Here is a 19,824-nt window from a genome sequence, read left to right as displayed (position 1 = left end):
CATGCGAGTGTTGCTTGCAGTTCTAGTTCTTTGTTTGTGTGCTTCGTGCGCAAAAAGAGTGCCATTACCAGAGACCGAAATTGAATTTGTTTCTGTTACCAAGCCTGGAGACAGTGCTCTTCTGGATGTTCGCTTCAGTTCAATGACTGATCTGTTGCGATTCTTCGAGATCAATGCCGGCCAACATCAGGTCGGCAATGCCTTGATCTGTTCATTGGATGAGAGTGGCTTCTTCGAAACAAAACAGGACCTGACCCGGTATCTCGAAGGGGAGGTCGTCGCGGTATTAAATGAATCTGCTGCGGGGCCATATGTGTATTCGGCTGAGGTCTCTGCGGTGCATACACCGGACGGTGGAACGCTGAGTACGTACTTCAATAAAAAACAACTGTTGATGGTATTGAGCGCGCGTCAGGTCGTGGCATGTAAGTTCAGGACAGCTGCCTACGCTTACGGTCCGTATTACTCAAAATCGATGAATATTCCTGCCAGTGTTTTCGTTCAGGCGATAGAGCGTCAGTAGTGATATTGATAACGGTGAATCACGGATCTGTTCGAGGAGGTTGGGTAGATGTAATCATCCCAAAATATGGGATGCAAAATTACATATTGAGATTTACCGTCTGAGAGGTCTATAGTCCGTCGCACTCACTGCCAAAAACAAAACAGGTGAAGCGATGCTGGCGCAATTGATCGCGCTCGACTGGGGTACGACCTCATTACGTGCTTACAAACTCGCGGCGGACGGTGTGGTGCTGGAGCAGCGCGCGCTGTCGTCCGGGATTATGCAGTTGCCCAAGACCCCGCGAATCATCAACGGTCGCGAATGCGCCGATGGTTTTGAACTGGCGTTCGACGAGGCGTGCGGCGACTGGCTCGATGTGCAGCCGGATCTGCCGGTGATTGCCTGTGGCATGGTTGGCAGCGCACAGGGCTGGCGTGAAGCGGCCTACTGCGAGACGCCGGCGAACGTCGCCAATCTCGGAAAATCCCTACAAACACTGATCAGTCTGCGCGGCACCGTGGTGCATATCGTGCCGGGCGTGATCCAACGTTCGCGTCTGCCGAATGTGATGCGCGGCGAAGAAACCCAGGTGCTTGGCGTGCTGCAGAATCTGCCGATTGAGGCAGGCGCTGATCTGTTGATCGGCCTGCCGGGCAGCCACTCGAAATGGGTGGATGTGGTCGATGGCTGCATCATTCACTTCGACACGTTTATGACCGGCGAAGTGTTCGCCGTGCTCAGTGAACACAGCATCCTCGGCCGGACCCTGAAGCAAGGCGCGACGTTCGATGCTCTGGCGTTTGACCGTGGTGTGCAGATTGCGCAGTCGGCGGACGGTGAACTCGGAGTGCTGTCGACGTTGTTCAGCGCCCGTACCTTAGGCCTGACCGGCGAACTCAGCCCGACCGCGCAGGCCGATTATCTGTCCGGCCTGATGATCGGCCATGAGCTGGCGGCGCTCGCCACGGTTCAGCGACGTCGTCGCAACAACACGAATCTTCCTTCGATCATCCTCATCGGCAACGCGCAGCTCTGTGCGCGCTACAGCCGTGCGCTCGATGCCTGTGGTTTCGCCAACGTGACGCTGGCGGAGCAGGCCACCGAGCGTGGCTTGTGGCAACTGGCGCTGGCCGCCGGACTGATCGACACCTCATTCCGTTAAACCTGACTGGAGGCCTGACATGCTCAAGCAAGCACTGGCGCAAAACGGTCTGATCGCGATCCTGCGGGGCCTGCATCCGCAGGAAGCCGCCGCTGTCGGAGAAGTCCTGTATGCCGCCGGATTTCGCGTCATCGAAGTACCGCTCAATTCCCCTTCGCCGTACGAAAGTATCCGCATCCTGCGTAAGGCCCTGCCCGCCGATTGCCTGGTCGGTGCCGGCACGGTGTTGACCCCGGCACAGGTCGAGCTGGTGAAAGAAGCCGGCGGCCAAGTGATTGTCATGCCGCACAGTGACGCCAAGGTTTTACGCGCAGCAAAAGCGGCGGGGCTGTTTCTGTCGCCGGGTGTCGCCACGCCGACCGAGGCCTTCGCGGCACTGGAGGAGGGCGCGGACATTCTCAAGATGTTTCCGGCTGAGCAGATGGGGCCGGCAGTCGTCAAAGCCTGGCTTGCGGTGTTGCCATCCGGAACGGTGCTGGCGCCGGTCGGCGGCATCACGCCGGACAATATGCAGGCGTTTATCGATGCCGGTGTAAAAGGTTTCGGCCTCGGTTCCGGGCTGTTCAAACCGGGCATAACGCCGGAGCAAGTAGCGGTGAACGCCAAGGCCTACGTGGCTGCTTGGAAGGCCCTTCGCTAAGACTTTTTGGCGCTGTGTGCGCTGCATCTACAAGAGAGACAAAAAAGATGAAAATCACCAAACTCACCACCTTTATCGTCCCGCCGCGTTGGTGTTTCCTCAAAGTCGAAACCGACGAAGGCGTGACCGGTTGGGGCGAACCCGTGGTTGAAGGGCGCGCGCATACCGTCGCGGCTGCCGTTGAAGAATTGTCCGACTACCTGATTGGCAAAGACCCACGCAATATCGAAGACATCTGGACCGTCCTGTATCGCGGCGGTTTCTACCGTGGCGGCGCGATCCACATGAGCGCGCTGGCCGGTATCGATCAGGCGCTGTGGGACATCAAGGGCAAGGCGCTTGGGGTGTCGGTGAGTGATCTGCTCGGTGGCCAGGTGCGCGACAAGATTCGCGTGTATTCGTGGATCGGCGGTGACCGTCCGGCCGACACCGCGCGTGCGGCGAAAGAGGCGGTGAGCCGTGGTTTCACTGCAGTGAAAATGAACGGCACCGAAGAACTGCAGTTCCTCGATACCTTCGAGAAAGTCGATCTGGCGCTGGCCAACGTCGCCGCCGTACGTGACGCGGTCGGGCCGAACGTCGGCATCGGTGTCGACTTCCATGGCCGCGTGCACAAGCCGATGGCCAAGGTGCTGATGAAGGAACTCGACCCGTACAAACTGATGTTTATCGAAGAACCGGTACTCAGCGAAAACTACGAAGCGCTGAAAGAGCTCGCACCGTTGACCAGCACGCCGATTGCTCTGGGTGAACGGCTGTTTTCGCGTTGGGACTTTAAACGTGTGTTGAGCGAAGGCTACGTCGACATCATCCAGCCGGATGCCTCCCACGCGGGCGGCATCACCGAAACTCGCAAGATCGCCAACATGGCCGAGGCCTACGACGTGGCACTGGCGCTGCACTGCCCGCTGGGGCCGATTGCGCTGGCGGCGTGTTTGCAATTGGACGCGGCTTGTTACAACGCGTTTATCCAGGAGCAAAGCCTGGGCATCCATTACAACGAGAGCAACGATTTGCTCGACTACGTGAAGGATCCACGGGTGTTCGATTACGACAAAGGTTTCGTGAAGATCCCCAACGGCCCGGGGTTGGGTATCGAGATCAACGAGGAATACGTGATCGAGCGTGCGGCCGTTGGCCACCGCTGGCGCAACCCGATCTGGCGTCATGCCGATGGCAGTTTTGCCGAGTGGTGAGTATTGCCTGACACACCCGATGAGATCGTTCCCACGCTCTGCGTGGGAATGCCTCAATGGACGCTCTGCGTCCGCTTTTGGGACGCGGAGCGTCCCGGGCTGCATTCCCACGCGGAGCGTGGGAACGATCAGATGCAAGGCCTCAGGCCGACCTCAATAAACATAAAAAGAGGCTCTCCCCATGCAACCGCAAACCCTCACCGGGCAGGCGTCTTTAGTCACGCCTAGCCGCAAGCGGTTTTTCATCATGGTGTTGCTGTTTATCACCGTGGTCATCAACTACCTCGACCGCAGCAACCTGTCGATTGCCGCACCGGCGCTGACCAGTGAGCTGGGCATCGATCCGATTCACGTCGGTCTGATCTTTTCCGCATTCGGCTGGACCTACGCCGCCATGCAGATCCCCGGCGGCTGGCTGGTCGATCGCGTGCCGCCGCGCATTCTTTACAGCGTCGCGTTGCTGCTGTGGTCGATTGCCACGGTGATGCTCGGTTTCGCGGCCAGCTTCATTGCGCTGTTCGTGTTGCGCATGGCGGTCGGTGCGCTGGAAGCGCCGGCTTATCCGATCAACAGTCGCGTGGTCACCACCTGGTTCCCCGAGCGCGAGCGTGCCACGGCCATCGGCTTCTATACCTCCGGACAATTTGTCGGCCTGGCATTTCTCACTCCGGTACTCGCTTGGCTGCAACATGAGTTCGGCTGGCACATGGTGTTCGTCGCCACCGGCGCCGTCGGCATCATTTGGGCGGCGATCTGGTACGCGGTCTATCGTGAGCCACGGGATTTCAAAGGCGCCAATGAAGCCGAAATCGACTTGATCCGCGAGGGCGGTGGTCTGGTCGATATTCAGCAAGAGTCCGCCAAGGTCAAAGCCAAATTCAGCTGGACCGATTTGGGCATCGTGCTGACCAAGCGCAAATTGTGGGGCATCTACCTCGGCCAGTTTTGCCTGAACTCGACACTGTGGTTTTTCCTGACGTGGTTCCCGACCTATCTGGTGAAATATCGCGGCATGGACTTCATCAAGTCCGGCCTGCTGGCATCGCTGCCGTTTCTCGCTGCGTTCATTGGCGTGCTGTGCTCGGGATTCTTTTCCGACTTGCTGATCCGTCGCGGCTGCACGGTTGGTTTTGCGCGCAAGCTGCCGATCATTGGCGGGCTGCTGATTTCCACTTCGATCATTGGTGCCAATTTTGTTGAATCGACGCCGCTGGTGATTGCCTTTCTGGCGTTGGCATTTTTCGGCAACGGTCTGGCCTCGATCACCTGGTCGCTGGTGTCGACGCTGGCGCCGGCACGGTTGCTCGGGCTGACCGGCGGGGTGTTCAACTTCATCGGCAACCTGTCGGCGATCGCCACGCCGATCGTGATTGGCTTCCTTGCCAGCGGCGATTCGTTCGCGCCGGCGATCACCTACATCGCGGTGCTCGCCTTGGTCGGTGCGTTGTCCTATGTGCTGCTGGTCGGCAAGGTCGAGCGTATCGAGTTGTAGTGGTCTGCGTCGGGCGACCATAATGCCGCCCGTTCCCTCGCTCAACGGTAAAAGGCTGGATATGCAGGAAGACGCCCCGGAAAAAACCAAGGACGCCGCGCCCACCGGCACCCAGACGCTGTTGCGTGGCTTGGGTGTGGTGCAAGCGGTCGCCAGTGGCGCTCGCGATCTCAAGGAGATCGCCCGGCTGATCGGCACCACGCGCAGCACCACCCATCGTCTGGCCAGTTGCCTGGTGGATGAGCGCTATCTGCGCGTGGTGCCGCAAATCGGTTACCTGCTCGGACCGAAGCTGATCGAGCTGGGTTTCCAGGCGCGTGAAGAGTTGCCGCTGGTGACCCTGGCCGGGCCGTATCTGGACGAGTTGTCGGCGCTGACTGGTGACACCGTGCACTTGGGCATTCGCGAAGGCGATGAAGTGTTGTATCTGCTGAAAAATCCGGGGCGCAACGGCCCGGAAATGCGTTCGCGGGTCGGCCATCGCATGCCGCTGGCGCGCACCGGGATTGGCAAGGCGTTGATGCTCGATGACTCGCCGAAAGATTGGCAGCGCCTGTACGACATCAGCCTGCCGGCGGGTGGGAAAAGTCAGTTCTGGCCGCAGCATCCCCAGCAGTCGTGGGAACAGCTCGAACAGCGCATGACCGAGTACGTCGCCGGTGGCTACGCATTCGATCTGGAGGACAACGAACCGTCGATCCGCTGCGTGGCGGCGCCGATTCGTGATGCGAGTAAGGGCATCGTGGCGGCGATCAGTATCGCCAGCACCGTGCCGTACATGCCGCTGGAAAAAATGGCCGAGCTGATTCCCCTGATCAAAGGGGTCACAGCCCGGCTCTCGGCGGAACTCGGTCTAAAGATTTAAACTTTGAGCGTCGCCATGTCGATCACGAAACGATACTTCACGTCGCCAGCGATCATGCGCGCATAAGCCTCGTTGATCTGGCGGATGTCGAGCATTTCGATGTCGCAGGTGATGTTGTGCTCGGCGCAGAAATCCAGGACTTCCTGGGTTTCGGCGACGCCACCGATCAACGAGCCGGCCAGCACGCGACGGCTCATCACCAGTTTGCCTGCATGTACCGGTGGATCAATCGGTTCGATCAGACCGACCAAAATGTGCACGCCGTCGAAGCGCAGGGTGTCGAGGTACGGGTTGAGATCGTGCTGCACCGGAATGGTGTCGAGCAGGAAGTCGAAGTAACCGGCAGCCGCTTTCATCTGCTCGGCGTCGGTGGAGACGATCACATGATCGGCGCCCTGACGACGGCCTTCTTCAGCCTTGCTCGCCGAGCGGGTGAACAGCGTGACTTCGGCGCCCATGGCCTTTGCGAACTTGATGCCCATGTGGCCCAGACCGCCCATGCCGAGAATCCCGACCTTGTCGCCGGCCTTGACGCCGTAGTGCTTGAGCGGCGAGTAGGTGGTGATGCCGGCACAGAGAATCGGCGCGGCGCTGGCGAGTGCCAGTTTCTCCGGGATGCGCACGACGAAGTGTTCGCTGACGACGATGCTGTCCGAATAACCGCCCATGGTGTTGCTGCCGTCGACCCGGTCCGGGGTGGCATAGGTCATGGTCGGACCTTCGAGGCAATATTGCTCAAGGTTCGACTGGCAGGCTTCACAGGTGCGGCACGAGTCGACCATGCAGCCGACGCCGACCAGATCGCCTACTTTGTGTCGGGTGACGTTCGCACCGACGGCGGTGACTTTGCCGACAATCTCGTGGCCGGGCATCAGCGGGTAAACGGCGATACCCCATTCGTTGCGCGCCTGGTGGATGTCGGAGTGGCAGACGCCGCAATAAAGGATCTCGATCGCTACGTCGTCGGCACGAGGACTGCGGCGTTCGAATTTCATCGGGGCGAGGGGGGTGGTGGCCGATTGGGCGGCATAACCGATGGCGGTATACATGTGAAACCTCGCAAAAGCAGGAACAAGTGAGGCGGCGCATTCTGGGCGCCGACTGTCGGTCCGGCCATGACGATTCCTCCGGGTCTCATGCCTAATCCTCCGGCATGCGGGTTTGATCGGTCGCATTGGCAAAAGGATCTGCGATGATGCTTTCATCCCTTATTTTCGTGATTTTTTGTGAAGAGCAATTCGATGCAGTTGACCCGTCATCTTGATGCCAATGCCCGGCTGGTTTCGCTTATTGAACCGCTGGCGCTGCGCGATGGTTACAGCCAGACCGGGCTGCCGGGTGTGCAGGTGTTGCGTGCCAGTTGCGACGTTGCCCGTGGCCCGCACATTTACGAACCGAGCCTGATGATCATCGCCCAGGGCAGCAAACTGGCGTTTCTCGGGCCGCGCACCATGGAGTACGGCGCCGGGCACTATCTGATTCAGGCGCTGCCGGTGCCGTTCGAATGCGAGACGTTTGCCTTGCCGGATGCGCCGTTGCTCGGGGTGTCGGTGGCGATTGATCGGGTCTTGCTCGGTGAGCTGGTGCTGGCCATGGGGCTGGCGCCGGGCCGGCATATCCCGGCGCAGACGCCGGAGTCGATGACCTCGGTGGTGCTCGACGATGACATGCGCGGCTGTGTCGAGCGTTTGCTCAGTTGCCTGCACGATCCGCTGGAATGCCAGATTCTCGGGCCGGCACGGGTGCGTGAGTTGTTGTTCGTGGCGTTGCGCGGGCCGCAGGCCGATGTGTTGCGGGCATTGGTCGAGCAGCAAGGGCAATTCGCGCGGGTGGCGGCGTCGATCAGTCATCTGCATGCGCATTACACCGAGCCGTTGAACGTTGAAACGCTGGCCGGTTGCGCGAACATGAGCGTGTCGACCTTTCATGAGCATTTCAAACGCAGCACGTTGTTGTCGCCGGTGCAGTATCTGAAGCGCCTGAGGTTACTGAAGGCGCAGACGTTGTTGGTCGCCGAAGGCCTGGGTGTGGCGCAGGTGGCGCATCGGGTGGGGTATCAGAGTACTTCGCAATTCAGCCGCGAGTACAAGCGTTACTTTGAGCGTAGTCCGGGTGACGAACGCGCTGCCTGATTAGACGATAATCCCCTGTGGGAGCGAGCCTGCTCGCGAATGCGGTGCATCAGTCGACATCATTTTTATATGACACACCGCTTTCGCGAGCAGGCTCGCTCCCACAGTTGTTTTGTGGTGTCAGAGGAGTTTTGGGCAACAAAAAGGCCCCCGATTCGGGAGCCTTGATGTTCAGCGGTTCGACTTACATATTTGGGTAAGTCGGGCCGCCAGCGCCTTCCGGCGTGACCCAGGTGATGTTCTGCGAAGGGTCCTTGATGTCACAGGTCTTGCAGTGCACGCAGTTCTGCGCGTTGATCTGGAAGCGCTTCTCGCCGTCTTCCTTGGTGATCACTTCGTACACACCGGCCGGGCAGTAGCGCTGCGCCGGTTCGTCGTACAGCGGCAGGTTCTTGCTGATCGGGATGCTCGGGTCGGTCAGCTTCAGGTGGCACGGCTGCTCTTCTTCGTGGTTGGTACCGGAGATGAACACCGAGCTCAGTTTGTCGAAGCTGAGTTTGCCGTCGGGTTTCGGGTAGTCGATCTTTTTGCAGTCGGCGGCGAGCTTGAGGCAGGCGTAGTCCGGCTTGGTGTCGTGCAGGGTGAACGGCAGTTTGCCGCCGAAGATGTTCTGGTCCAGCCAGTTGAAACCGCCGCCAACGATGGCGCCGAACTTGTGGATCGCCGGGCCGAAGTTACGGCTGGCGAACAGTTCGTCGTAGAGCCAGCTCTTCTTGAACGCGTCGACGTAAGTGGTCAGCTCTTCAGTGCCGTCCTTTTCCGCGAACAGCGCGTCAGCCACCGATTCAGCGGCGAGCATGCCGGACTTCATCGCGGTGTGGCTGCCCTTGATCTTGGCGAAGTTCAGGGTGCCGAGGTCGCAACCGATCAACGCGCCGCCCTTGAAGACCATTTTCGGCAGCGAGTTCAGGCCACCTTTGCAGATCGCGCGCGCGCCGTAGCTGATGCGCTTGCCGCCTTCCAGGTACTGCGCCAGCACCGGGTGATGCTTGAGGCGCTGGAACTCGTCGAACGGCGACAGGTAAGTGTTGCTGTAGGACAGGTCAACGATCAGACCAACCACCACCTGGTTGTTTTCCAGGTGATAGAGGAACGAGCCACCGGTGTTTTCGGTGCCCATTATGTCCAGCGGCCAACCGGCGGTATGCACCACCAGGCCTGGCTGATGTTTGGCCGGGTCGATTTCCCAGATTTCTTTCAGGCCGATGCCGTAGTGCTGGGCGTCGGCATCGCTGTCGAGGTTGTAGCGCTTGATCAGTTGCTTGCCGATGTGGCCACGGCAGCCTTCGGCGAACAGCGTGTACTTGCCACGCAGTTCCATGCCGGGGGTGTACAGGCCTTCTTTCGGGTTGCCTTCACGGTCGACGCCCAGATCACCAGTGATGATCCCGCGCACCACGCCTTGTTCGTCGATCAGCGCTTCCTGAGCGGCGAAACCCGGGTAGATTTCCACGCCAAGGTTCTCGGCCTGCTGGGCGAGCCAGCGGCACAGGTTGCCGAGGGAAATAATGTAGTTGCCTTCGTTGTGCATGGTCTTGGGCACAAAGAAGTCTGGAATCTTCTGCGCGTTTTCGGCGTTTTTCAGCACGAAAATATCGTCGCGGGTCACTGGCGTGTTCAGCGGAGCGCCAAGTTCTTTCCAGTCCGGGAACAGTTCGTTCAGAGCGCGTGGTTCGAATACGGCACCGGACAGGATGTGTGCGCCGACTTCGGAGCCTTTTTCGACCACGCAGACGCTGATTTCCTTACCGGCTTCGGCGGCCTTCTGCTTTAGACGGCAGGCGGCGGACAGGCCAGCGGGGCCGGCACCGACGATGACCACGTCGAATTCCATGTATTCGCGTTCCACAGGCTATCTCCTACTCAAGGCTCAACAGTTTTTTTTCTAATTTGGAGGTTTGATGTCGCATCCGCTATTCCTTTACGTTAACGTCAAGGGGAATATTGGAGACCGACCTTTCTCTCTAGGCGGCGCATTATATCTACACCACTCCGAGCGTCCAATACAAACGTTTGTTTGAATCGGCTCCAGCCCAGAGAAATCAAAGAAGCGCGGCTTATGAATGGTCATTTTGCTGTATTGACCGGAATAGGCGTTCCGGTCAAGATACGGGCGGTTTTGCGCTCGTCGTAGGCAGACTGGCGGTTTCAAGAGCACGTCTAAAGACAGGGCACAGGCAGTAGAAGGTGATGCGCAGCGCAGTCCGGCGCGCAGTTTACACAGCGTGAAGATCAATGACTCGTCGGTCACCCCTGACGAACGGTCGCAGGTCCTCACACTGTGCAGCCACCAGACACCCAAGTCGGCGTTTTTAGAGGTGCCCTTTAGCCTGATGAGCATCAACCGCCAGGTTCGCCTAGGCGACTTTCTTTTCACCGGAGAGTAACGAGGAATCCATGAAGGTTCTTGTAGCTGTCAAACGCGTTGTGGATTACAACGTCAAGGTTCGCGTCAAGGCGGACAATTCCGGCGTCGATCTCGCCAACGTCAAGATGTCGATGAACCCGTTCTGCGAAATCGCAGTGGAAGAAGCCGTACGCCTGAAAGAGAAAGGTGTTGCGACTGAAATCGTCGTCGTCTCCATCGGCCCGACCACCGCTCAGGAGCAACTGCGTACCGCACTGGCTCTGGGTGCCGACCGTGCCATCCTCGTCGAATCCGCTGAAGATCTGACCTCGCTCGCCGTGGCCAAGCTGCTCAAGGCTGTGGTCGACAAGGAACAGCCGCAACTGGTTATCCTCGGCAAACAGGCGATCGACAGCGACAACAACCAGACCGGCCAGATGCTTGCTGCACTGAGCGGCTACGGTCAGGGCACGTTCGCCTCGAAAGTCGAAGTCTCCGGCGACAGCGTTGCCGTGACCCGTGAAATCGACGGCGGCGCGCAGACGGTTTCCCTGAAACTGCCGGCAATCGTCACTACCGACCTGCGTTTGAACGAGCCGCGCTACGCGTCCCTGCCAAACATCATGAAAGCCAAGAAGAAGCCTCTCGAAGTGCTGACTCCGGACGCTTTGGGCGTTTCCACCGCCTCCACCAACAAGACCCTGAAAGTCGAAGCGCCGGCTGCACGCAGCGCGGGCATCAAGGTTAAGTCGGTAGCTGAATTGGTTGAGAAACTGAAAAACGAAGCGAAGGTAATCTAAATGACTATCTTGGTTATTGCTGAACACGACAACAAAGTGCTGGCTCCGGCCACACTGAACACCGTGGCTGCTGCGGTCAAAATCGGCGGCGACGTCCACGTTCTGGTTGCAGGTCAAGGCGCTGGCGCCGTGGCTGAAGCCGCAGCGAAAATCGCTGGCGTGAGCAAAGTCCTGAATGCTGACAACGCGGCTTACGCGCATCAGCTGCCGGAAAACGTTGCTCCGTTGGTAGCTGAGCTGGGCGCTGGTTACAGCCACATCCTGGCTGCCGCCACCTCCAACGGCAAAAACATCCTGCCGCGCGTTGCTGCGCAGTTGGACGTTGACCAGATCTCCGAGATCATCTCGGTCGAAAGCGCTGACACGTTCAAGCGTCCGATCTACGCCGGTAACGCTATCGCTACCGTGCAGTCGACCGCTGCGATCAAAGTGATCACCGTGCGTGCCACCGGTTTCGATCCGGTTGCCGCTGAAGGTGGTTCGGCTGCTGTTGAAGCCGTTGCTGCTGCGCACAACGCCGGCACTTCCAGCTTCGTCAACGAAGAACTGGCCAAGTCCGATCGTCCGGAACTGACCGCTGCCAAGATCGTCGTTTCCGGCGGCCGCGGCATGCAGAACGGCGACAACTTCAAGCACCTGTACGCTCTGGCCGACAAGCTGGGCGCTGCGGTGGGTGCTTCGCGCGCCGCCGTCGACGCAGGTTTCGTACCGAACGATATGCAAGTCGGTCAGACCGGCAAGATCGTTGCGCCACAGCTGTACATCGCCGTCGGTATCTCCGGCGCGATCCAGCATTTGGCCGGTATGAAAGACTCCAAAGTGATCGTTGCGATCAACAAGGACGAAGAAGCGCCGATCTTCCAGGTGGCCGATTACGGTCTCGTGGCTGATCTGTTCGAAGCCGTCCCTGAGCTGGAGAAGCTGGTCTAATCCAGCGGCTTCACTTATAAAGAGCCCGGCCTGTTGGTCGGGCTTTTTTTTGTCTCGGATTTGAGTGGGAGTGTGTTGCCATGGATCTGCGTTGCGGATGGTTGTGGGGGTTGGCCCTGTTGCCGGGGTTGGCGATGGCCACTGGCAAATGCGAGCGCCTCGTCGTCACCGGTAGCCCGGATGCGCCGCCGTACCTGTGGCAGGACCCGCAGAATCCCAAGCAGTTGATCGGTGCCAGCGCTGATCTGCTGCAACAAGTCGCCAAAGACCTCGGCATCAAAGTCGAATTGCTCTACGCCGGCAAACGTTCGCAAGCCCTCGATGAAGTGCGCAGCGGGCGCATGGACATGCTCGCCGACGCGCCGCTGACCCTCAATGAGCTGGAAAACCTCGACTACATCCATCCGCCGTTGCTGGAAAACGACTATCTGGTGTGGACCCGCAAAGGCTCGACGCTGGTCTACAGCGAGGCCAAAGACCTGCACGGTCACGTCGGTGCGTTGTCGGAAAAGTCTCGTATGACCCAGGCATTTGGCACTTTCGCCGAGCAGAATCTGACCCTGACCCGGACAGCCAACCTCACTCAGGCGCTACAGAAACTGCTCTTGGGCGAAGTGGAATATGTACTCGCCGGCCGCTACTCGGGCATGGCCGCCGCGCAGGCATTGGGTATGGCCAATGACCTGTTGGTGTTCGAGCAACCGGTCGACCGGCCGGGGCTGTTCCTCGCGGTTTCGCATAACTCGGCATGCAACGATCCGTGGTTGCGCGGACAGTTGGCCAAAAAGATGACAGAATTGCCCGCGTCCGGACTGACGGAAGCCGCGCTGCAACGCAACATCGAGCGCTGGAAGGCGCAGCAGCAACAGCCGCCACAACCCGTCAGTGCCCCAAAACAGTAGGGATTCTTAGTGAGTATTCGACCTCTTTTCGCGGCTGTGGCCGTTCTGGCCCTGGCCGGTTGCGCGACCGATCCGGCACCCAATGAACAAATGCGCCTGACCGAGCAAGCCATCACCCAGGCCAAGGCTGTTGGCGCCACCGCCGACGAAGTGCCGGAAATGAAACTGGCCGAAACCAAGTACAACCGCGCCAAAGGCAACATGGCTGACCAGTCCTATCGGAACGCGCGTATGCGTTCGGAGCAGGCTGAACTGGATGCACGTCTGGCCGAAGCCAAAGTGCTGACGCAAAAAAGTCAAGAACAGGTGAATGTGCTTAACACCCGTATCGTCCGTCTGCGCAAGCAACTGGGAGATGCCCAATGAGTCTCAAGTCGAAAGTTGTAGGCGGCCTGATCCTCGCCGGTTGCGTCAGCCTGTACGGCTGCGCCGGTCAACACAGCGAATCCGCTCTGCAAGAAGCCAGCGCCGACTTCCAGAAGGTCAAGGAAGACTCCAACGTGCTGCGCATCGCGCCGAAAGACGTGATCCGCGCCGGTGAGTCCCTGGCTCGTGCCGATCGCCTGTCGACCTATTGGGGCAGCGGTTCCGATGTTGTGCACTACGCCTACCTGAGCCAGCGCTACAGCGAAATCGCCCGCGAGCATACCAATCAGGTGCTCAATGAGGAGCGCGCGGCCAAGCTCGAACTGGACCGCCAGCGCCTGCAACTGGCCTTGCGTGAATCGAAATTGCTTAGCGTGCAGCAGCAGGGCAAGTGGCTGGAAGAACAGATCGTTGCACTGGCCACCACGCAGACCGACCGTGGTCTGGTGATGACCCTCGGCGATGTACTGTTCGACACCGGTGAAGCAGAGCTGAAAAACTCGGCCAACCGTGTTGTGCTGAAAATCGTCCAGTTCCTGCAACTGAACCCCAAACGTGTAGTGCGCATCGAGGGCTACACCGACAGCACCGGCGGCAAACAGGAGAACCTCAAGCTGTCCCGTGACCGCGCACAATCGGTGGCGGACGTGTTGATGGACCTGGGCATCGACGACAAACGCATTCAGGTCGAAGGCTACGGCGACGAATACCCGGTGGACGCCAACGCTTCCGAGCGTGGGCGGGCACAGAATCGTCGGGTTGAAATTGTCTTCTCCGATGAAAAAGGCCAGCTCGGCGCCGCCCGTTAAGGGTTGCGTCTCTGGAAAGCCCGGGCTGTCATGCAGTGCCGGGCTTTTTTACGTCTGTCGATTGGCTCGCAATCCGTACAGTAGGGGGCAGACACCGCACTGTATGGTCGAGTAATGTGGCAACTGTCCCAGTACACTTCTAAACTGTTCCGGTATTGTTTCACACAAGAATAAAATGCCCGTGAAATCGAGTGCTGCGTCATGACCAATCTCTTGCTCTACCAACGTATTGCTCAGCAACTGGCCGAAGACATCCGCCGTGGGGTCTATCAACCGGGGGAGCGCGTGCCTTCGGTGCGCAAGATGAGTTCGCAGCTCAACGTCAGCCATGCGACGGTGTTGCAGGCTTACGCCAATCTCGAAGATCAGGGGCTGATTCGGGCGCGCCCGCAGTCCGGTTATTACGTGCACCAGACGCCGGCACTGACGGCGCCGACGCCGGACATCGCCCGTGTCGAGCGGCCGGGGTTGGTTACCCGCAGCAGCATCATTCAACAGGTTCTGGTCGAATCACGCCGCGAAGGCGTGTTCCCGCTGGGTGCGGCCGTGCCGAGTGTCGATTACCTGCCAGTGCGCGCACTGCATCAGCAACTGGCCAAGGTCACCCGCTTCCATAGTCCGCGTGCTTTCAGCTACATGTTCAGCCCCGGTTTTGAGCCGCTGCGCCGGCAAGTGGCGATCCGCATGCGCGACGCCGGTGTGGTGGTCGATCCGTCGGAAGTGGTCATCACCCACGGTTGTGTCGATGCCTTGCAGATGTCTTTGCGTGTGCTGACCCGGCCGGGCGATCTGATCGCCGCCGAATCACCGACCTATTACGGTTTGCTGCAATTGGCCGATCTGCTCGGCTTGAAGGTCATCGAAATCCCTAGCGATCCGGCCACTGGCATGAGCCTCGAAGCCTTGCAACTGGCCGCCAACCAATGGTCGATCAAGGCGCTGGTGCTGACCACGCGCCTGAGCAATCCGCTGGGCGGCACCATGCCCGAAGAGCGGCAGAAACAGTTGCTGCGTCTGGCCTCGGACTTCGACATCCAGATTGTCGAAGACGACATCTACGGCGAGTTGATGTTCGAGCAGGGCAAAACCAAAGCGCTCAAGGCTTATGACCGACTGGATCGGGTGATCTACTGTTCGAGCTTCTCCAAAACCTTGTCACCCGGTGTGCGCATCGGCTGGATGATCGCTGGCAAATATCAGCAGGAAATCCAGCGCCTGCAGACCTTCAGCACCCACTCGGCGTGCAGCGTGACGCAGATGGCGATTGCCGCTTATCTGGAAAACGGCGGTTATGACCGGCATTTACGGTACATCCGCCAGGAATACCGAAAAAACCTCAGCGCGTTCCAGTTGGCGGTGCAGCAGTACTTCCCCGAAGGCACGCAAATGACCCGGCCTACGGGCGGTTTCATCCTCTGGGTGAGCTTGCCGGGTAGGGTGAATACTCAGGAATTGCATGTGCGCGCCCTGCAGCAGGGCATCAGCATTGCGCCGGGACTGATCTTCAGTAATACCGAGCAGTTCAACCACTGTATTCGCCTGAACTGCGGGATTCCGTGGAACCGCGAGGCGGAGCGGGCGTTGATGACCCTTGGCTTGCTGGCGACGCAACTGTGTCAGGAAACCGCTGGCGGATTCTGAACGAGCGGTGGCTGATGCTTGTCTTGTGGCGCCCAACAAGCGAGCATATGGCCATCTGCCGTTTGCCACTGTTGGGTTCATGAAAGCGATTGCTCCTGCCGCTTGGGTTTTGCTGGGTTTGCTGATGATCGGTCATGCGCCTGGCGTCGTGGCCGCTGCGGCTCAGGAAAAACCGGCGGCGATGAGCCCGGCGAAAAAAAACACGCCAGCGCAGAAGGCAACTCCGGCGAAGAAACCTCAGCAAAAAATCATCAAGAAGCGCAAGCCAGTCGCCTCGAAATCGAAACCCGCCAGTGAAGTGGTAAAAACCAAGTTGCCGTCGGCCAAACTCGATTTGAGCCTGCCCAAGGACATGGTCGAGGAATTGAAGCCCAAGGGCACGGTTGAATTGCCCAAGCGCGAGCCGATCCTGCCGCAGATGTTTGGCGAGAAGAACAACGGCTTCCAGCTCAACGGACGTTTGCTCAGCAACGAAATGCAGTTGCAACTGCGCAACGAAGAGCGCCGTGAAGTCGAAGGTGCTGCGCTGGATTTTGAATTCAAGCAGTGACTGCAGGCCATCTGTGACCCGCAGACCAGACGCTTTGTCGGAGACTGGTCAGTCACATTCAGTTATCGGTAAAAACCCCGGTTCAGGGAATTTAAAACAGCCGTTTTAGCGGTTACTCTGTTCCGCGTCCCTTTTACACATCGCCCGTCGCGAGGAATTGTTCGTCATGAAATGCCGTGAAGGCTGTGGCGCTTGCTGCATTGCCCCTTCCATCAGTTCGCCAATTCCCGGCATGCCTGATGGCAAACCTGCCGGCGAACGTTGCGTGCAACTCTCGGTCGAAAACCTGTGCAGCATTTTCGGCCGCCCCGAGCGCCCGGCAGTCTGTTCCGGCTTCGCGGCGGATGTCGAAGTCTGTGGCAGCAGCTCGGAAGAAGCGATCAGGCTGATTGGCTGGTGGGAGCAGATGACGGCGGCGTGATGTGTCAAACGAACGGAACTTCAACAATAAGGAATAAGACTATGGGTTCGCTGCATCGTATCGCTGTGTTGTGTGGTTTGACCGCTGTGCTGGCTACCTCCGTCGCTCAGGCTGAAGACTGGAAAGTCGCCAAGAACGAGGACGGCATCAAGGTGTCCCTGAGTGAAGTGCCAGGTTCGGACTACAAGTCCTACCAGGGCGTTGCGCTGATGAAAACCACCGTCGCCAAACTGCGCGCACTGCAGGAAGACGTCTCCGGCGCGTGCGCCTGGATTCACGAATGCAAGACCCAGAAACTGCTCAAGCACGAGGGCGATCAGAGCTGGACCTACACCCAGTTCAACACGCCTTGGCCGGTGACCCCGCGTGATTCGGTGCTGCACATCACCACCGTTGAAGGCGCCGATGGCAGCCTGACCCGTAACCTCGAAGGTCTGCCCAAGTACATTCCGGAAGAGAAAGGCTTTGTCCGTGTAGCGCAGGTCAAAGGCTTCTGGAAATTCGTACCCAAAGGTGATCAGGTTGAAGTGACCTATCAGGTGCATACCGAGCCGGGTGGTAGCGTGCCGTCGATGATTGCCAACAAGTTTGTCGTCGATGCACCGTTCAATACCCTCAAAGCCTTGAAAGAACGCGCCGAGAAGTAATCTCGCGTTGCAACAAAACGCCCCGATCGATTCGGGGCGTTTTGTTTTGTATCTATATTGTGTTTCCAGATATGCGTTGCACGAAATTTTCACAAAGTGTTCCTGACAATTCGCCCGCGCTGTTTGCACGCTGCCCCGGTTCGCGGCTGCACTAAATGAAAGTGTCGGGCGGCAGGGCAGTAATCAATGGCAATGGTGCGGGTGATCGTGCAACATTTGCGCACCGCGCAAGCCCCGGGGTCTGGAATGACCAATAGAGGGCCTGGCGCCGCTGTATTTTTGCAACTTCAACTTCCAATGGGTCCTAAAACGACATGGCAAACCCGGACGCCCTGAATCAGCAGCGATCTTCTGCTCGCCTGCTGCAACCGACCGTCAAATCGCATCTGGCCTACACGCTGCTTTGCGCGCTGGTCATGATGGTGATGTTTTCCGTGCTGCGCCTCGCGCTGCTGGTCTACAACCGCGAGATGATCCTCGACACCCCGGCTTCGACCTTCCTCGAAGCCTTCGCCAACGGCCTGCGTTTCGACCTGCGCCTGGTGGTTTACGTGTGCATTCCGCTGGTACTGGCGCTGTTCAGTGCCCGCGCCATGGCCGCACGCGGCTTCTTCCGCTTGTGGCTGACCATCGCCTCAAGCATCGCGCTGTTCCTCGGCCTGATGGAGATGGACTTCTACCGCGAGTTCCACCAGCGCCTCAACGGCCTGGTGTTCCAGTACGTGAAAGAAGACCCGAAAACCGTGATGAGCATGCTCTGGTACGGTTTTCCGGTGGTGCGCTACCTGCTCGCGTGGGTGATCGGCACCGTCATTCTAACCCTCGCGTTCAAAGGCGCCGACCGTGCCACGCGTCCGCGCGGCCCGTTCAGCGGTGGCAGTGTCGGTACCCGTCAAGTTGCACCGTGGTACACCCGTCTGGCGGTGTTCGTGGTCTGCCTGTTGATCTGTGTAGTTGCCGCCCGCGGCACCTTGCGTCAAGGCCCGCCACTGCGCTGGGGTGACGTGTACACCACCGACTCCAACTTCGCCAACCAGCTCGGCCTCAACGGCACGCTGTCGCTGATCGCGGCCGCCAAGGACCGTATGGGCGAAGACCGCAACAACATCTGGAAAGCTACACTGCCGCAGGAGCAAGCGCAGAAGGTCGTGCGCGATATGCTGCTGATGCCGGACGACAAACTGGTCGATGCCGATATCGCCGCCGTACGCCGTGAATACACGCCACCGGCCGACAAGACCCTGCCGATCAAGAACGTTGTCGTGATCCTGATGGAAAGCATGGCCGGTCACTCGGTCGGTGCGCTGGGTGCGCCGGGCAACATCACGCCATACCTGGACAAACTGTCAAAGGAAGGCCTGCTGTTCGACCGCTTCTTCTCCAACGGTACGCACACCCACCAGGGCATGTTCGCGACCATGGCCTGCTTCCCGAATCTGCCAGGTTTCGAATACCTGATGCAGACCCCGGAAGGCAGCCACAAGCTCTCCGGCCTGCCGCAGCTGCTCAGCGCGCGCAAGTATGACGACGTCTACGTGTACAACGGCGACTTCGCCTGGGACAACCAGTCGGGCTTCTTCAGCAACCAGGGCATGACCAACTTCGTTGGTCGTAACGACTTCGTCAACCCGGTCTTCTCCGACCCGACCTGGGGCGTGTCCGATCAGGACATGTTCGATCGTGGTCTGATCGAGTTGAAGAAGCGTGAAAACGGCAAGCCGTTCTATGCCTTGCTGCAAACGCTGTCCAACCACACGCCATACGCCTTGCCGACGCCATTGCCGGTCGAGCGTGTGACCGATCGCGGCAGCCTCAACGAACACTTGACCGCCATGCGCTACTCCGACTGGGCGCTGGGTCAGTTCTTCGAGAAGGCGCGCAAAGAGCCGTACTTCAAGGAAACCCTGTTCGTCATCGTCGGCGACCACGGCTTCGGCAACGAGCGCCAGATCACCGAAATGGACTTGGGCCGCTTCAACGTGCCGATGCTGATGATCGCGCCTGGTATTCAGGAGAAGTTCGGCACCCGTGACCACACCGTGGGGACGCAGATCGACATTGTGCCGACCATCATGGGCCGTCTCGGTGGCGAAGTGCGTCATCAGTGCTGGGGCCGTGACCTGCTCAATCTGCCGGAAGGCGACACCGGTTTCGGGGTGATCAAGCCGTCGGGCAGCGAGCAGACCACTGCCATCGTCACCGCCGACCAGATTCTGGTCCTGCCGAAGGACAAGGAAATGGGGCCGAAGATCTGGCAATACCAGTTGGGTGCCAATCCACATGCCGAGATCGTTCCGAATGCACCGCGCACTGCCGAGTTGAAACTCAAACTCGAAGCGTTCCTGCAAACGGCGACCAAAAGCCTGATGGACAACACTGCCGGTGTCATCAACGGCAAGCCTGATTGATCGCTTGCCGA

General features: G+C 59.1%; 19 protein-coding genes. 17 read left to right on the top strand and 2 right to left on the bottom strand.

The annotated features are described in order from the left end of the window. Position 1 precedes the first annotated feature (1 nt). The 6 genes from BMY54_RS18580 to BMY54_RS18550 all read left to right on the top strand — a co-directional run bounded on the left by BMY54_RS18580 (position 2) and on the right by BMY54_RS18550 (position 5,860). A complete protein-coding gene (locus tag BMY54_RS18580) occupies positions 2-523 on the top strand; it encodes a hypothetical protein (protein ID WP_093435370.1) in 522 nt (173 codons plus the stop codon). Positions 524-677: 154 nt separating this feature from the next. After that, positions 678-1,667 carry a 2-dehydro-3-deoxygalactonokinase gene (locus tag BMY54_RS18575; protein WP_093435369.1) on the top strand — a complete coding sequence of 330 codons (990 nt, stop codon included), beginning with the start codon at positions 678-680 and terminating at the stop codon, positions 1,665-1,667. A 19-nt stretch (positions 1,668-1,686) separates the two neighbouring features. Then, positions 1,687-2,307 (top strand): 2-dehydro-3-deoxy-6-phosphogalactonate aldolase, encoded by a 621-nt coding sequence (locus BMY54_RS18570; protein WP_093435368.1) that lies wholly within the window; start codon positions 1,687-1,689, stop codon positions 2,305-2,307. 47 nt (positions 2,308-2,354) lie between these two features. After that, positions 2,355-3,503, top strand: a complete 1,149-nt coding sequence (dgoD, locus tag BMY54_RS18565; protein ID WP_007908327.1) for a galactonate dehydratase — start codon at positions 2,355-2,357, stop codon at positions 3,501-3,503. A gap of 181 nt (positions 3,504-3,684) precedes the next feature. After that, positions 3,685-4,995 carry an MFS transporter gene (locus BMY54_RS18555; protein ID WP_093435366.1) on the top strand — a complete coding sequence of 437 codons (1,311 nt, stop codon included), beginning with the start codon at positions 3,685-3,687 and terminating at the stop codon, positions 4,993-4,995. Between the two features lie 61 nt (positions 4,996-5,056). Then, positions 5,057-5,860 carry an IclR family transcriptional regulator gene (locus tag BMY54_RS18550; RefSeq protein ID WP_093435365.1) on the top strand — a complete coding sequence of 268 codons (804 nt, stop codon included), beginning with the start codon at positions 5,057-5,059 and terminating at the stop codon, positions 5,858-5,860. Here BMY54_RS18550 and BMY54_RS18545 read toward each other — a convergent pair. Beyond that, the gene (locus BMY54_RS18545; RefSeq protein WP_093435364.1) at positions 5,857-6,909 is read right to left on the bottom strand and encodes an NAD(P)-dependent alcohol dehydrogenase; all 1,053 of its coding nucleotides are present in this window, start codon (positions 6,907-6,909) and stop codon (positions 5,857-5,859) included. The genes BMY54_RS18550 and BMY54_RS18545 overlap by 4 nt on opposite strands. A 192-nt stretch (positions 6,910-7,101) precedes the next feature. Between BMY54_RS18545 and BMY54_RS18540 the strand changes: the two genes are divergently transcribed. Further along, positions 7,102-7,992 carry an AraC family transcriptional regulator gene (locus BMY54_RS18540; RefSeq protein ID WP_093435363.1) on the top strand — a complete coding sequence of 297 codons (891 nt, stop codon included), beginning with the start codon at positions 7,102-7,104 and terminating at the stop codon, positions 7,990-7,992. A gap of 184 nt (positions 7,993-8,176) precedes the next feature. On the opposite strand, the gene BMY54_RS18535 is transcribed toward BMY54_RS18540, so the two are convergent. Further along, positions 8,177-9,841: an electron transfer flavoprotein-ubiquinone oxidoreductase gene (locus tag BMY54_RS18535; protein ID WP_016985998.1), complete on the bottom strand. Its 1,665-nt coding sequence runs from the start codon at positions 9,839-9,841 to the stop codon at positions 8,177-8,179. A gap of 548 nt (positions 9,842-10,389) precedes the next feature. Here BMY54_RS18535 and BMY54_RS18530 point away from each other — a divergent pair. From BMY54_RS18530 to BMY54_RS18485, 10 genes are all read left to right on the top strand, one after another. Further along, entirely contained in the window at positions 10,390-11,139 is a 750-nt protein-coding gene (locus BMY54_RS18530; protein ID WP_007908338.1) for an electron transfer flavoprotein subunit beta/FixA family protein, read from the top strand. Further along, on the top strand, positions 11,140-12,069 hold the full coding sequence (locus BMY54_RS18525) for an electron transfer flavoprotein subunit alpha/FixB family protein (protein ID WP_093435361.1): 930 nt from the start codon (positions 11,140-11,142) through the stop codon (positions 12,067-12,069). It abuts the gene before it with no gap. Between the two features lie 80 nt (positions 12,070-12,149). Beyond that, positions 12,150-12,971 (top strand): substrate-binding periplasmic protein, encoded by an 822-nt coding sequence (locus tag BMY54_RS18520; RefSeq protein WP_093435358.1) that lies wholly within the window; start codon positions 12,150-12,152, stop codon positions 12,969-12,971. Positions 12,972-12,980: 9 nt separating this feature from the next. Further along, positions 12,981-13,337 (top strand): DUF4398 domain-containing protein, encoded by a 357-nt coding sequence (locus BMY54_RS18515; RefSeq protein ID WP_093435356.1) that lies wholly within the window; start codon positions 12,981-12,983, stop codon positions 13,335-13,337. Further along, positions 13,334-14,146 (top strand): OmpA family protein, encoded by an 813-nt coding sequence (locus tag BMY54_RS18510; RefSeq protein ID WP_093435353.1) that lies wholly within the window; start codon positions 13,334-13,336, stop codon positions 14,144-14,146. Before BMY54_RS18515 ends, BMY54_RS18510 begins: the two co-directional genes overlap by 4 nt. A gap of 201 nt (positions 14,147-14,347) precedes the next feature. Continuing rightward, a complete protein-coding gene (locus BMY54_RS18505) occupies positions 14,348-15,787 on the top strand; it encodes an aminotransferase-like domain-containing protein (RefSeq protein ID WP_016985994.1) in 1,440 nt (479 codons plus the stop codon). A gap of 79 nt (positions 15,788-15,866) precedes the next feature. Further along, positions 15,867-16,337: a translation initiation factor 2 gene (locus BMY54_RS18500; RefSeq protein ID WP_093435540.1), complete on the top strand. Its 471-nt coding sequence runs from the start codon at positions 15,867-15,869 to the stop codon at positions 16,335-16,337. A gap of 166 nt (positions 16,338-16,503) precedes the next feature. Then, a complete protein-coding gene (locus BMY54_RS18495; protein WP_007908349.1) occupies positions 16,504-16,758 on the top strand; it encodes a YkgJ family cysteine cluster protein in 255 nt (84 codons plus the stop codon). A gap of 41 nt (positions 16,759-16,799) precedes the next feature. Beyond that, a complete protein-coding gene (locus tag BMY54_RS18490; protein WP_016985992.1) occupies positions 16,800-17,405 on the top strand; it encodes an START domain-containing protein in 606 nt (201 codons plus the stop codon). Positions 17,406-17,719: 314 nt separating this feature from the next. Further along, positions 17,720-19,813 carry an LTA synthase family protein gene (locus tag BMY54_RS18485; protein WP_093435350.1) on the top strand — a complete coding sequence of 698 codons (2,094 nt, stop codon included), beginning with the start codon at positions 17,720-17,722 and terminating at the stop codon, positions 19,811-19,813. Positions 19,814-19,824: the final 11 nt, after the last annotated feature.

Source organism: Pseudomonas sp. ok266 (assembly GCF_900110195.1).
GTDB lineage: Bacteria > Pseudomonadota > Gammaproteobacteria > Pseudomonadales > Pseudomonadaceae > Aquipseudomonas > Aquipseudomonas neuropathica.
The sequence above is the reverse complement of the archived record's forward strand: the minus strand, read 5'-3'. Positions and strand labels throughout refer to the sequence as shown.